Source organism: Streptomyces sp. NPDC059371 (genome assembly GCF_042751995.1).
GTDB lineage: Bacteria > Actinomycetota > Actinomycetes > Streptomycetales > Streptomycetaceae > Streptomyces.
The window spans coordinates 1-13765 of record NZ_JBHYXD010000037.1 but is presented as its reverse complement, the minus strand read 5'-3'; the positions used below and the strand labels follow the sequence as shown (position 1 = coordinate 13765).

At 73.4% G+C, this 13765-nt stretch carries 12 protein-coding genes; 3 read left to right on the top strand and 9 right to left on the bottom strand.

Annotation, left to right across the window (positions count from 1 at the left end; translation table 11 throughout):
• Positions 1 to 79 precede the first annotated feature (79 nt).
• Positions 80 to 1474 (bottom strand): NAD(P)/FAD-dependent oxidoreductase, encoded by a 1395-nt coding sequence (locus ACFXGX_RS21535; RefSeq protein ID WP_384793553.1) that lies wholly within the window; start codon positions 1472 to 1474, stop codon positions 80 to 82.
• Between the two features lie 396 nt (positions 1475 to 1870).
• The gene (locus ACFXGX_RS21530) at positions 1871 to 2788 is read right to left on the bottom strand and encodes a TIGR01777 family oxidoreductase (protein WP_384793550.1); all 918 of its coding nucleotides are present in this window, start codon (positions 2786 to 2788) and stop codon (positions 1871 to 1873) included.
• A 72-nt stretch (positions 2789 to 2860) separates the two neighbouring features.
• Between ACFXGX_RS21530 and ACFXGX_RS21525 the strand changes: the two genes are divergently transcribed.
• Positions 2861 to 3349: a GNAT family N-acetyltransferase gene (locus tag ACFXGX_RS21525; RefSeq protein ID WP_384793547.1), complete on the top strand. Its 489-nt coding sequence runs from the start codon at positions 2861 to 2863 to the stop codon at positions 3347 to 3349.
• Positions 3350 to 3356: 7 nt separating this feature from the next.
• Here the strand turns inward: ACFXGX_RS21525 and ACFXGX_RS21520 are convergent, their stop codons facing one another.
• Positions 3357 to 4058: a TetR/AcrR family transcriptional regulator gene (locus tag ACFXGX_RS21520; protein WP_384793544.1), complete on the bottom strand. Its 702-nt coding sequence runs from the start codon at positions 4056 to 4058 to the stop codon at positions 3357 to 3359.
• A 56-nt stretch (positions 4059 to 4114) separates the two neighbouring features.
• On the bottom strand, positions 4115 to 5299 hold the full coding sequence (locus ACFXGX_RS21515) for a MarP family serine protease (RefSeq protein ID WP_384793541.1): 1185 nt from the start codon (positions 5297 to 5299) through the stop codon (positions 4115 to 4117).
• 429 nt (positions 5300 to 5728) lie between these two features.
• Here ACFXGX_RS21515 and ACFXGX_RS21510 point away from each other — a divergent pair, with 429 nt between their 5' ends.
• Entirely contained in the window at positions 5729 to 6421 is a 693-nt protein-coding gene (locus ACFXGX_RS21510) for a peptidoglycan recognition protein (protein WP_384793696.1), read from the top strand.
• A gap of 230 nt (positions 6422 to 6651) precedes the next feature.
• A complete protein-coding gene (locus tag ACFXGX_RS21505; RefSeq protein ID WP_384793538.1) occupies positions 6652 to 6879 on the top strand; it encodes a hypothetical protein in 228 nt (75 codons plus the stop codon).
• A 23-nt stretch (positions 6880 to 6902) separates the two neighbouring features.
• Here the strand turns inward: ACFXGX_RS21505 and ACFXGX_RS21500 are convergent, their stop codons facing one another.
• From ACFXGX_RS21500 to sucB, 5 genes are all read right to left on the bottom strand, one after another.
• Positions 6903 to 7424 carry a DUF4240 domain-containing protein gene (locus ACFXGX_RS21500; RefSeq protein ID WP_384793693.1) on the bottom strand — a complete coding sequence of 174 codons (522 nt, stop codon included), beginning with the start codon at positions 7422 to 7424 and terminating at the stop codon, positions 6903 to 6905.
• A 103-nt stretch (positions 7425 to 7527) separates the two neighbouring features.
• Positions 7528 to 8511, bottom strand: a complete 984-nt coding sequence (locus ACFXGX_RS21495; RefSeq protein ID WP_384793535.1) for a helix-turn-helix transcriptional regulator — start codon at positions 8509 to 8511, stop codon at positions 7528 to 7530.
• A gap of 161 nt (positions 8512 to 8672) precedes the next feature.
• The gene (gene aceE, locus ACFXGX_RS21490; RefSeq protein WP_384793532.1) at positions 8673 to 11372 is read right to left on the bottom strand and encodes a pyruvate dehydrogenase (acetyl-transferring), homodimeric type; all 2700 of its coding nucleotides are present in this window, start codon (positions 11370 to 11372) and stop codon (positions 8673 to 8675) included.
• A gap of 395 nt (positions 11373 to 11767) precedes the next feature.
• Entirely contained in the window at positions 11768 to 12391 is a 624-nt protein-coding gene (locus tag ACFXGX_RS21485; protein ID WP_037623974.1) for a GntR family transcriptional regulator, read from the bottom strand.
• A gap of 369 nt (positions 12392 to 12760) precedes the next feature.
• On the bottom strand, positions 12761 to 13765 hold a 1005-nt coding region (sucB, locus tag ACFXGX_RS21480; RefSeq protein WP_384793528.1), incomplete at its 5' end, for a 2-oxoglutarate dehydrogenase, E2 component, dihydrolipoamide succinyltransferase.

Genomic DNA, 13765 nt, shown 5'->3' with positions numbered 1-13765 from the left:
CCGGAGCCCCGTGCCGGAGTTGCGGGACCCGGCGCCGAAGTCATGAGGCCCCGGGCCGGAGTCGCGGGGGGCGGGTGGGTCAGGCCGCGGCGGGTTCCAGGGGTTCGGCCGACAGGGTGGGGGTGCGGACGTTCAGGTCGGTCAGGAGGGCGTGGGCGGCCCGCCGGGCCGAGTGCAGCGCACCCTGCACCGTGCTGGTGTCCCGGTGGTCACCGCACACGTACAGGCCCGCGAGCAGCCGCACGGGGCGGCGCGGATCGTGCGGCGGCGGCATCGCCGGGACCGCCTCCGGCTCGTGATGGACCGCCAGCAGTTCCCAGCGGCTCGTCGACGTTCCGTAGAGACGGGCGAGCTGGGCGCGGACCGTCGCGTCGAGATGGGCCGCGGCGGGCGGGGTGCCGAGCACGGTCGAGGAGATCAGGGCGCGGCCCGCGGGCGCGCGGGTCGGGTCGACCTGGCTGACGACCGCCGTGTGCGCCACCGGCCCGCTCCGGTCGGCGTCCAGGAGCAGCGCCGGATCGGTGAGCGGCGGTTGGTCCGTGGTGTGGTGCAGGACGGTCACCGGATGGAAGGCGGGCACGTGCAGCCCGGGGAGGAACCCGGCGGCGGCGCGGGCCCCGGTCGCCAGCAGGATGGCCCGGCAACGCAGTTCGCCGTGGTCCCTCGTCGTGACCCGGGTCGTGGACACGGCGGTGACCTGGACGCCCGTGTGCACGGTGCCGGGCGAAAGGCCGGCGGCGAGCAGCTCCGGGAGCGCGTCCGCGCCGCCTTCGGGCAGACACAGCCGGCCCGTCGCGAAGGAGTGCAGCGCGAGGTCGGCGCAACGGCTCGACGTCCGCAGCTCCGGGTCGCACAGCAGGGCCGCGAGAAGGGGGCGCAGAAAGGTCTCGACCGTACGGGCCGGAAGCCCCCGGGCGGTCAGCGCCTTCGCCGCGGTGAGGTCGGGGCGGGCGAGCAGACGCTCCGGCGTGGTGGCGGCGAGCCGCGCGAGGGCCGCGCCGAGACGGGCCTGATCGAGGGGGCTGCCGAGCGGTCCGGGGCGGGTGGTGCCGCGCGCGGGCCGGGGCAGCGGAAGCCGGGGGGCGCTCGCGAGGGCGCGTGCGGTGGTGAGTGCGCCCCTCGCGCTCCGGGGAGCGCTGGGCGTGCCCGTGTGATGGCGGTGGCCGTCGCTGTGCAGCAGCACGCCCGGCGAGAACGGGCACAGGACGAGGCCGCCCAGGCCCGGGGTGTGGCGCAGTTCCGGGTACGAGGTGGACAGGAGCCGGCCGAGCCGGTCCAGCCGGAAGCCGTCCACCTTCTCCGTGGACATGCGCCCGCCCACATGAGGGGCGGCCTCCAGGACGGCGGTCCTCAGCCCCGCCCCGGTCAGATGCCGTGCGGCCGCGAGGCCGGCGACACCGGCTCCCACGACGACGACGTCGACGTCTTCCGTGATCTCCGCCGTGTGCGTGGCGTGGCGTGCGGGCTCTAGCACGTGCCCCTCCTCGAGGTTGCGCGGCCGGTGGGGACGTCATGCCCCCAACACGCTTCTGGAATGCCCGAGTTCGGATCGAGGGTGCGAGGTTCGGCCGCCCGGGGGAAGCCGCGCGGCGGCCGTGCACGGGGGCATGGGGGGTGCATGTGCCCGCCCGGTGGGGGTGGTTGACCCCGCCGCGACCGACCCGGGCGCCTCGGGCGGCCCAGGAGCGAGGCGTTGGCACCCCGGCGCCCAGCCCGGCCGCTCGGGCCGCCGAGCCCTGTCCGAGCACCCGAAGCCGGCGCACCGACCGGAAACCCGTCCCGGGAGGCGCCCGTCCGGGGGTGTCCTGAGCCTTCGCCTCCGCCCGGGGAGAGGCCCGGAATCTCCGGGGTCCCGGAGAGGCGCCGCTCCTCAGCCCAGTGCGGCTCGAAGTGTCGCCTCGATCGAGGGGAACGCGAAGGTGAAGCCCGACTCCAGGAGGCGGGTGGGCAGGACGCGCTGGCTGCCCAGGACGTCCTCGGCCATGCCGCCGAGGGCGAGCCGCAGAAGCGGGGCGGGTGCGGTCAGCAGGGTCGGGCGGTGCAGGACCCGCCCCATGGCCTCCGTGATCTCACCGTTGGTGAGCGGGTCGGGGGCGGTCAGGTTCACCGGCCCGGACAGCGACTCCGTGTCGATGAGATGCCGGATCGCGGCCACCTCGTCGTGCAGCGCGATGTAGCTCCAGTACTGGCGCCCGTTCCCCATCCGCCCCCCGGCACCCGCCTTGAACAGCGGAATCAGCTTCGCCCAGGCCCCGCCCTCACGGGCCACCACGAGCCCGGTCCTGGGGATCACCGTGCGCACCCCCGCCTCCTGCGCGGGAGCGGTCGCCTCCTCCCACTCCACACAGACGGACGGCAGGAAACCGTCCCCGGGCGGCGCCGACTCGTCCACCGCGCGGTCGCCCGTTTCACCGTAGAACCCGATCGCGCTCCCGTTGACGAAGACCCGCGGCGGTTCGTCGAGCGAGGCCACCGCCTCCGCGAGCGTCACGGTCCCGAGCACCCGGCTGTCCCGGATCATCCGCTTGTACGTACGAGTCCACGGCCGCCCCGCGACCGGGGCCCCCGCCAGATTGACCACCGCCGCACAGCCGATGAGTCCCACCGCGTCGATCCGCTGCCGCTGCGGATCCCAGCGGATCTCGTCCGGCGAACGCGGCTCACGGCGCACGAGCCGGACCACCTCGTGCCCCTCGGCGCTCAGGGAGCGCGCCAGCGCGGAACCGATCAGGCCGGACGCGCCGGCGATCGCGATGCGGGAACCAGGGGACAGCGGTGAGTCGCTCATGGGTCCATCCTGCCCGCGCCGCCCCGGACTTCACGGAAAGGACCGCAGCGCGGCGGCCGTACAGTGACCGGTATGTCAGCTCCGCGGATACGCACCGCCACCCTGGACGACGAGGACGCGCTCGGCCGGATCGACCGCGACACCTGGTCCACGCTGCACGCCGTCATGCCGCGCCCCCGGCCGCCGTACGAACCCTTCTACAGCGAGCGGTTCGGACCCCGGGACCATGTCGTCGCCGAGCTCGACGGCGGCCTCGTGGGATACCTCCGGCTGGGCTTCCCGACCCCGCTGGCCTGCAACGCGCATGTCCGGCAGATCCTCGGGCTGGCCGTCGCCGACGAGGCCCGCGGCGCCGGGGTGGGCCGCGCGCTGCTGCGGGCGGCGCGCGAGGAGGCCCGCCGGCAGGGGGCCCGGCGCATCACCCTGCGGGTGCTCGGCCACAACACCCCGGCGCGCGCGTTGTACGAGTCCGAGGGGTTCCTCGTCGAGGGGATCCTGCCCGGGGAGTTCCTGCTGGACGGCGCCTACGTGGACGACGTCCTGATGGGACTCCCGCTCTGACCGGCTCTCACCGTCCTGACGGGACCCGCCCGTGGTCCGCCGACGGCCCCGGCGGGTACCCGCCGTCGGTGCCCGACGGGCGCGGGCCGGCCATGAGGTGACGCAGACAGCGGACGGCCAGTTCGGCGGGTGAACCCGGTCCCTCGGCCGGTGCGTCCGTGGCCGCCCAGGACTCCAGGGCGATCCGGATCGCGGCCGTCGCCGCGGCGGCGGCCAGCCGGGACTCCAGCGGGTCCGCGCCGCTGCCCGCCAGCCGGGCCGTCACCGGGACCAGCCGCTCCTCCGACTCCTGGTTCACCCGGTACCACACCGAGCGCAGCGCGGGATCGCCGGTGGCCGCCCGCAGCAGCGCGCGGGTCTGCTCCAGCCGCTCCGCCGCGTGGGCGTCGGGGGCGGCCAGCGCCTCCCGGATCGCCCGCTCCAGCGCCGTCGGCAGGGCCGTGCCCGGCTCCGTCGCCGCGAGCAGCGCACGCCAGTGGTCGCCGCCCGCCGCGAGCAGCGGGCCCACGGCGTCCCGCTTGTCGCGGAAGTAGCGGTAGAAGGTGCGCGGCCCCACCCCGGCCCGGCGGGCGATGTCCTCCGCCGTGGTGCCGTCCGGACCGCGCTCCGTGAAGAGCTCGGCCGCCGCGCGCGCGATGTCGAGCCGGGTGGCCGCCTTGCGGCGCTCGGTCAGCGACGGTGCGGGTGCCTCGGGCGGCTGGCTGCTCACGCGCAGAGCGTACGCCGGGGGGCGGCCCGCGGACCCGGCCGGACACGGGCCCCGGGTCAGGACGTGACGAGGTCGCCCGTGTCCACGCGGGCCGTGGCGTGGGCCGCCTTGCGGGCGTCGCTCGCGACCTCGTGCGCCGTCAGGACGTAACCGGTCTCGGCGTCCGAGGTCGAACGCGCGAAGACCACGCCGTACACCTCGCCGTCCGTCGTCAGGAGCGGACCGCCGGAGTTGCCGGGCCGGACGGTCGAGCGGATCGCGTAGATCTCGCGGGTGACGGTGCCGGTGTTGTAGATGTTCTGGCCGGTCGCGTTGATGCGGCTCGCGACGGTGGCCGCCTGGAGGTCGAGACCGCCGTCCTGCGGGTAGCCCGCGACCACCGCGGAGTCGCCGCGCGAGGCGACCCCGTCGAAGTGGAGGACGGGCGCCTTCAGCGCCGGCACGTACAGGACGGCGACGTCCTTCTGCGGATCGAAGAGCACCACCCGCGCCTGGTAGGGGCGGCCGACCCCGCCCACCCGCACGGTCGGCCGGTCGATCCCGGCCACCACGTGCGCGTTGGTCATCACGCGGTGGGCGGCGTAGACGAAGCCGCTGCCCTCCCGGCCCTGGTTGCCCGAGACGCCCTCGACCTTCACGGTGCTCAGCTTGGCCGCGTTCGTCGCGGAGGGCGTGACACTGTCCCCGGAGGGCTTGGCGACACCGGCCGCCGGTTCGTTCTCGAACGGGTTGAAGACCTGTGGGAAGCCCGCCTCCGTGAGGGCCGAGGTCGCGCGCGAGAACCAGGTCGGCGTGGTCTCCGGCATCGAGTTCTGCACGGCGCCCAGCAGCGCCGAGTTGCGGATCGACTGCGTCACCACCGTCGAGGAGGACGCGCCCAGGACGCTCGCCGCCACCCAGGCCACCAGCAGCACGGCGACGGTGTTCGCCGCGGCTCCGCCGATCCCGTCGGCCACCCGCAGCGGGCCCTGGTCCAGCTCGCGGCGCAGCTTCAGCGCCAGCCGCCCGGCCAGCTCGTGGCCCACGACCCCGGGCACCAGCACCGTGAGCACCGCCGTGACCGTCGCCGCCGGTGTTCCCGCCGTGACCAGCTCCATCATCCACGGCAGCACCCACACGCCGATGACGGCGCCGCCCACGAAGCCGGCCAGCGAGACACACCCGGCCACCAGGCCGCGGCGGTACCCGGAGGCCGCGTAGACCAGGATGACCAGCACCAGCAGGAGGTCGAGAACGTCCACGGAGCCGCCTTTCTCTAGGGCCCCTTAGTACGCGCCGGGCGGGCCCAGTGATCAGCCACGCGCGTTCGGTGCCCGCGGAAACGGCCACACACCCGTGGACCTGTAGAAACGTCCCGGACACGACCGATGGTTCCACCAGGTGGCACACCACACATCGCGGCCCGCGCGGATCCGGGTCAGGGTGGCTCCATGCGTGTCTTCCGGAATCCGCGGGGGCCTCGAATACGGAGTGGGGAGCGGGCGTCCCGGCGCGGGCGGCACGGACGCCCGGGGCCCCTGGTCCGCGAGAGGCGCACCGGCAGGGCGGCTCGGGCCCCTCGTGCGCCCGTGCCGCCCGGCGTGCGCCGGCGTGCGCCGCTGAGGATCCCGAAACCGGCCCTCATCGCCCTCGGATGCGCGCCCGGCCTGCTCGCGGTCCTGGCGCTGGTGATGTGCGCGGCCGGGGTGGACCGCACGGCGTCCCGCGCCCCCGCCCCGCCCCCGGTCGCGGCCCGGATCACCGTCCCCCGCCCCGTCGCCAGGCCGCCCATCGTGCCGCGGACGACGTGGCTGGACACCGCGAGCACGCGAAAGCAGCCGCCGCCCCGCTACGACGACCGTGTCGTGGCGGTCTTCATCCATCACACCGACACGCCGAACGGCTACGACTGCGCCGACGTGCCCCGCATCATCCGTGACGTGTACGCGGGCCAGACGGGCGCCAAGGACTGGGACGACATCGGCTACAACTTCCTCGTCGACCGCTGCGGCACGATCTACGAGGGCCGCGCGGGCGGGATCGACCGGCCCGTCACCGGGGCCCACACACAGGGCTTCAACCACCGCTCCGCCGGGATCGCCGCGATCGGCACCTTCACGGAGGGATCGGGGGTGCCGAAGGCGATGACCGACGCGATCGCCCGTCTCGTGGCCTGGAAGCTCGGGCTCGGCGGAGTCGACCCCCGGGGCACGGTCCGTCTCGTCTCCAGCAACAGCCTCAGCCGCTACGCCGCGGGCACCGCCGCCGTGCTCGCCACCGTCTCCGGCCACGACGCGGCCTTCATGACGAGCTGCCCGGGCGCCGCCCTCAGCGCCCGCCTCCCCGACATCCGCGACCTCGCGGCCCGCATCCAGGGCCGCTGAGCGCCCGGCGCCGCCGGTCACAGGCGCATCCCCGGCGGCTCACAGAGTCCCCAGAGCCGGGCGCCCTACCGTCCACGTAGGGCGCCGCACGGCGTCGTACGCGCTGACCGGAGGCGGGGATCATGAGGATCAGTCGGACGGGGCCCGCGAGCCGCGCGGGGAGCGGGGCGCACGCGGGGCGCACCGGGGGCGGGCAGGACACACGGGCCGCGGAGCCGTCCGGTGGCGGCTTGACGACGGCGCTGGGTGCGTGGACGGCGGCGAGGGGGCCGTGGGCGGTGGTGTGCGCCGTGGTCACGGTCGTACTCGGCCCGGCGGCGGTCACGGCGTCCGCGCTGGACCAGGCCAACGCGGCCCCGCGGCACCACACGGCGCGAGCCGACGGTCAGCGGGCGTACGTCCCCGCGGACCGGACGCGGCTGCCGGCTGTACCCCGGAGCCGCACGGGCACGCCCTGACGCACACTGGCCCGTTCGGCCCTTCAGTCCTCCCTGAACCGCTCCCACAGCTTGGGGTAGCGCTCCGCGACGGCCGACTCGTTCTCGAATTCGAGCGGGGTGCCCTCGGGCTCGGCGGCCGCGGCCGGGATGCCCAGAGCGGGCGCGACGGCACCGGTGAGCTGCTCGTACGCCTCGTCGGCCGCGTACCCCAGCTCCTCGCCGTCGCCGTCGATCTCCTCGTCGAAGTCGTCCAGCAGTTCGGCGAGCGTGTCGGGGTCGTGCATCGCCCCCTCGAAGACGTCCCGGCCCTGGCCGATCAGCCAGCACCGGAAGAAGTCGAAGGCGTCGTCGCTCGCCCCGTCGAGCAGCACCCAGGCGGCGCCCCACAGATCCCAGCGGTACGCGCGGTTGTAGCGGGACTCGAAGTGCCGGGCGAAGTCGAGGACGGATTCCGGATCAAGCTGGACGAGCCGCTCGACGAGCAGATCCGCCTGTTCCTCGGGGTCTCCCTCGGCCGTCTCGCGGGTCGTGTCCACCAGCTCCCAGAACTCCGTCTCGTCCATCACGGGTCCAGCATCGGGCCTGGGCGGGAGCGACGCACGTGGAGCGGAGCAGATTGTTATGCATGCACATGCCGAAGGTAAAACCGCCGGGTTCCTACGGATTTCAAGCGGTCGGAGACCGGTAGAGCGCCGCCGCACCGGCCGCGTCCTCGGCGCAGCGCTTGCGCAGAGCCGCCGGAGCGAGCACCTCCACCTCGGGCCCGAGCCCCCGCAGTTGCCCACGGGCGACCTCCTCGGACTCGACCGGCAGGGTGAGGGTCACCCAGCCCCGCCCGTCGGGGGCGCCCGCCGTGCCGAGCCCCTCCCTCGCCGACGCGGGACCGAGGGCGTACGGCAGCATCCGCACGCCCTCGGGGGACAGCCGTACGACGACCTCGGACCGCAGGACGGACCGGGCGAACTCCTCGGCCCGCTCCTCCCAGAACGCCGGCAGGTCGAACCCGTCGTCCCGCCGGAACCGCTCCGGGCCGGGCTCGACCGCGGTGAACCGGTCGATCCTGTAGACACGGAAGGCCCCCGCGTCGGCCACCCGCGCGCACAGATACCAGAGCCCCGCCTTCAACACGAGCCCGTACGGTTCGAGGGTCCGTTCCACCTCCGCCCCTTCGCGCCGGTAGCGCGCGAGGACCGGGCGGTCGTCCCACACCGCGTCCGCGAGCGTGGGCAGCAGCTCGGGCGTCCGCGGCTCGCTGAACCAGGCGGGCGCGTCCAGATGGAACCGCTGCGCCGCCGACCGCGAGGCGTCCTGGAGCGAGGGCAGCAGCGCCGCCGACACCTTCAGCCGGGCCGCCGACGCCGAGTCCTGAAGACCCATGTCGCGCAGCGCCCCCGGCACCCCGCTCAGGAACAGCGCCTCCGCCTCGTTCCGCGCCAGCCCCGTCAGCCGGGTGCGGTACCCGCCCACCAGGCGGTAGCCGCCGGCCCGGCCCCGGTCAGCGTAGACCGGGATCCCCGCCTCCGACAGCGCCTGCGCGTCCCGGGCGACCGTGCGCTCGGACACCTCCAGCTCCCGCGCCAGCTCGGCGGCGGTCATCGACGCGCGGGTCTGGAGCAGCAGCACCATCTTGATCAGACGAGCGGCACGCATGGGTTCATGATGCCGGGCACCACTGACAGCCGGGAAAGGCCGAGAGGGCACCGGCGTCCAGGAAGGCGGAGCGGGCGCCGCTGACAGCCGGGAAAGCCGGGAAAGCCGGGAAGGGGTACGGCGGCCGCCGTACCCCTTCCCCGTGTCTCACCCTCCGGGCACTACAGGCCGTAGCGCTCCCGGGCCTCCTTCACGGCCGACGCCTTGACCTCGCCGCGGCGGGCGAGCTGCGCCAGCGCGGCGACGACGATCGACTGCGCGTCCACGCCGAAGTGGCGGCGGGCCGCCGCACGGGTGTCGGAGAGGCCGAAGCCGTCGGCACCGAGCGAGGACCAGTCCTGCTCGACCCACTGCGCGATCTGGTCCGGGACCTGGCGCATGTAGTCGGAGACCGCGAGCACCGGGCCCTCGGCGCCCTGGAGCGCCTGGCGGACGAACGGCACCCGCTCCTCACCGCGCAGCAGGGCCGCGTCGGCCTCCAGCGCGTCACGGCGCAGCTCGGTCCAGGAGGTCGCGGACCACACGTCGGCGGCCACACCCCACTCCTCGGCGAGCAGCTTCTGGGCCTCCAGCGTCCAGTGGATCGCCGTGCCGGAGCCGAGGAGCTGGATGCGCGGGGCGTTCGCGGCGGCCACGTTCAGGCCCGCCGACTCCGCCGTGTTGAAGCGGTACAGGCCCTTGACGATGCCCTCGTCGACACCGGCCGGCTTGGCCGGCTGCGGCATCGGCTCGTTGTAGACGGTCAGGTAGTAGAAGACGTCCTGGTCCTCGCCCGGGGCCGCCTCGCCGTACATCCGGCGCAGACCGTCCTTGACGATCGCCGCGATCTCGTACGCGAACGCCGGGTCGTAGGACAGCGCCGCCGGGTTCGTCGCCGCGATGACGGGGGAGTGGCCGTCGGCGTGCTGGAGGCCCTCACCGGTCAGGGTGGTGCGGCCGGCCGTCGCGCCGACGAGGAAGCCGCGGCCGAGCTGGTCGCCGAGCTGCCACATCTGGTCGGCCGTGCGCTGCCAGCCGAACATCGAGTAGAAGATGTAGAAGGGGATCATCGTCTCGCCGTGCGTGGAGTACGCGGTGGACGCGGCGATGAAGTCCGCCATGGAGCCGGCCTCGGTGATCCCCTCGTTGAGGATCTGGCCGTCCTTGGCCTCCTTGTAGTACATCAGCTGGTCGCGGTCGACCGGCTCGTACGTCTGGCCCTTGGGGGAGTAGATGCCCAGCGACGGGAAGAGCGACTCCATACCGAAGGTACGGGCCTCGTCCGGGACGATCGGCACCCAGCGGCGGCCGGTCTGCTTGTCGCGGACCAGGTCCTTGACGAGACGGACGAACGCCATCGTGGTCGCCAGGTTCTGCGTGCCGGAGCCCTTGTCGAAGGACGCGAACGTCTTGTCCGCGGGGGCCGGCAGCGGGGCCACGGCGTGGGTGCGGCGGGCCGGGGCCGGGCCGCCGAGGGCCGCGCGGCGCTCCTGGAGGTAGCGGACCTCGGGGGCGTCGGCGCCCGGGTGGCCGTAGGGCACCACACCGTCGATGAACTGGCTGTCGGAGATGGGCAGTTCGAGCAGATCACGCATCTGCTTGAACTCGTCCGCCGACAGCTTCTTCATCTGGTGGTTGGCGTTCTTCGACGCGAAGCCCTCGCCGAGGGTGTGGCCCTTGACCGTCTGGGCCAGGATCACCGTCGGCGCGCCCTTGTGGGACACGGCGGCGCGGTAGGCCGCGTACACCTTGCGCGACTCGTGGCCGCCGCGGGAGAAGCGGAAGCACTCGACGATCTTGTCGTCGCTCAGCAGCTTCGCCATCTCGACGAGCGCCGGGTCGGAGCCGAAGAAGTCCTGGCGGATGTAGGCGGCGTCGCGGGTCTGGTACGTCTGCACCTGCGCGTCGGGTACCTCGCGCAGACGGCGTACGAGCGCGCCCGTGGTGTCGAGCTGGAGCAGCTCGTCCCAGGCCGAGCCCCACAGCGACTTCACGACGTTCCAGCCGGAACCGCGGAACCGCGCCTCCAGCTCCTGCACGATCTTGAAGTTCGCGCGGACCGGGCCGTCGAGGCGCTGGAGGTTGCAGTTGATGACGAAGGTCAGGTTGTCCAGGCCCTCGCGGGAGGCGAGCGTGAGTGCGGCCGTCGACTCCGGCTCGTCCATCTCGCCGTCACCGAGGAACGCCCACACGTGGGACTGCGAGACGTCCTTGATGCCACGGCTGGTCAGATAGCGGTTGAAGCGGGCCTGGTAGATCGCCGACAGCGGGCCGAGGCCCATGGAGACGGTCGGGAACTCCCACAGCCAGGGCAGCCGGCGCGGGTGCGGGTACGACGGGAGGCCGCTGCCGCCGGACTCCTGGCGGAAGTTGTCCAGGTGCTGCTCGGTCAGCCGGCCGTCGAGGAAGGCACGGGCGTAGATGCCGGGAGAGGCGTGGCCCTGGATGAAGAGCTGATCGCCGGACCCGTCACCCTCCTTGCCCTTGAAGAAGTGGTTGAAGCCGGTCTCGTAGAGCCAGGCCGCGGAGGCGAAGGTGGCGATGTGGCCGCCGACGCCGTGCTTCGCGCCCCGGGTCACCATCGCGGCCGCGTTCCAGCGGTTCCACGCGGTGATCCGGGCCTCCATCGCCTCGTCGCCGTCCACGGCGGGCTCGGCGGCGGTGGGGATGGTGTTGACGTAGTCGGTCTCAAGCAGCTTGGGCAGCGCGAGACCGTTGCCCTCGGCGCGCTCCAGCGTGCGGCGCATCAGGTACGCGGCACGGTGCGGCCCGGCCGCCTGGGTGACGGCGTCCAGGGAGGCCTGCCACTCGGCGGTCTCCTCGGGGTCGCGGTCCGGGAGCTGGTCGAGCTCGCTCGGCTGGATTGCGGTGGGGTCGGTCATTGCGCCGCCTTCCGGATGCGGAGGGGGGTTCCCTCATCGGCAAGGGGTTTTCGGGGGGTGCCCTTGGTCTATGGCAGGACAGGGCGGCGGGCTCTTGTGGGAGCCCGTCGAGGACTGTAACCCCCTGATCGATGATCGATCAAAGGAATCGGGGGGAAATCCTCTTCAGATCGGAAAGTCGGCACGGGGTGCCTTGGAGACAGGCACCGGGTGCCTTGAAAATCGACGGTTTTCGCAGGTGGGAGCACGGTTGAGCGGAGGTGTGCTCCCCTGCGCCGCTGCCGTCCGGGCACCTTCGATGCAGGGTGCCGGTACCGTCCGGGCGCCCCACGGGGACGCGGGGTGCGGTCCCAGGGAGCGCGGGGCGCGGGTCTCAGGGACGCGGGGCGCGGGTCTCAGGGACGCGGGGCGCAGCCGAGGACGTGTGCCTTCACGAGGTCGGCGATCAGCGGGTCGCGCCGCCGGAACGCGTCCACGAGAGCCTCGTGCTCCTCCGCGTACGACTGCTGCACGGTCCCGAGCCAGCGGATGGACAGGGCCGTGAAGACCTCGATGCCCAGGCCCTCCCAGGTGTGCAGGAGGACGGAGTTCCCGGCCGCCCGGACCAGCTCGCGGTGGAAGCCCACGGTGTGCCGGACCTGACCGGTCCCGTCGGCCAGCCGGTCGGCCTCGTACAGGGCCGCCACGTGCGGCTCCAGGGCCGAGCAGTCCTCCGCCAGCTTTCCGGCCGCCAGCTCCGCCGCGATGGCCTCCAGGCCGGCTCGTACGGGGTAGCTCTCCTCCAGGTCGGCGGCGGTCAGATTGCGCACCCGGACGCCCTTGTTCGGCGCCGACTCGATCAGCCGCAGCGACTCCAGTTCGCGCAGCGCCTCGCGGACCGGGGTCTGGCTGACCTCCAGCTCGGTGGCGATCCGCCGCTCCACGATCCGCTCGCCCGGCTTCCAGCGCCCGCTGACGATCCCCTCCACGATGTGCTCGCGGATCTGTTCGCGCAGCGAGTGGACGACGGGCGCGGTCATGAAGGCTCCTTTGGGAGGGGCAAATCCAATGCTGTGGCACGGAGTGCCCCGATGAGGGGCGGTGGTCGGGTGGCGGGCGGGACCCGGGGCTTGACCTTTAGACAATAAGGCCGGGGCCCGGTCGGTGAGGGGCGCATGGTGGCGCTTTCCCGCAGGTGAGACGAGACTTACACGCTGTCAGAGTGTTCCCGGCCGTACGGGTTCGTACCGGGCGAAGTCCGGATTCGTGCCGTCGATGTGATCGCGGAATCCGGGGTGCGGCGGAAGATCGGCGGCCGGGGGAACCCGGGTGCCACGGAAACACGGCACCCCCGCCCGGAGGTCCGGACGGGGGTGCCGTGTCAGCGTGCCGTATGCCGGCGGCGCGGGTTACAGGCCGAGCTCGACCTCGAACTCGCCCGCCTCCAGGATCGCCTTGACCGCGGTCAGGTAGCGGGCGGCGTCGGCGCCGTCCACCAGACGGTGGTCGTAGGAGAGCGTCAGGTAGGTCATGTCGCGGACGCCGATGACGGTGCCCTCTTCCGTCTCGATGACGGCCGGACGCTTGACCGTGGCGCCGATGCCCAGGATCGCGACCTGGTTCGGCGGCACGATGATCGTGTCGAAGAGCGCGCCGCGCGAGCCGGTGTTGGAGATGGTGAAGGTCGCGCCGGACAGCTCGTCCGGAGTGATCTTGTTCGCCCGGACCTTGCCCGCCAGGTCGGCGGTGGCCTTGGCGATACCGGCGATGTTCAGGTCGCCCGCGCGCTTGATGACCGGGGTCATCAGGCCCTTCTCCGAGTCCACCGCGATACCGACGTTCTCGGTGTCGAAGTAGGTGATCGTGCCCTCATCCACGTTGATCCGGGCGTTGACGGCCGGGTGGGCCTTCAGCGCCTGGGCCGCGGCCTTCACGAAGAACGGCATCGGGGAGAGCTTGACGCCCTCGCGGGCCGCGAAGGAGTCCTTCGCCTGCGCGCGGAGCCGCATCAGCTTGGTGATGTCGACCTCGACGACCGAGGACAGCTGCGCCTGCTCGTGCAGGGCCTTCACCATGTTGTCGCCGATGACCTTGCGGATGCGGGTCATCTTGACGGTCTGGCCGCGCAGCGGGGAGACCTCCAGGGCCGGGGCTTTCCTGGCGGCGGCGGCCGGGGCGGCGACCGGAGCCTGAGCCTTGGCGGAGGCCTTCGCGGCCTCGGCGGCGGCGACGACGTCCTGCTTGCGGATACGGCCACCGACGCCGGTGCCCTTGACGGCGGCCAGGTCGACGCCGTTCTCGGCGGCGAGCTTGCGCACCAGCGGGGTCACGTAGGCGCCGTCGTCACCGGTGGTCGCGGCGGGCGCCGGGGCCGGGTTGACGTGGGCGTGCGCTGCGACCGGCTCTGGGGCCGG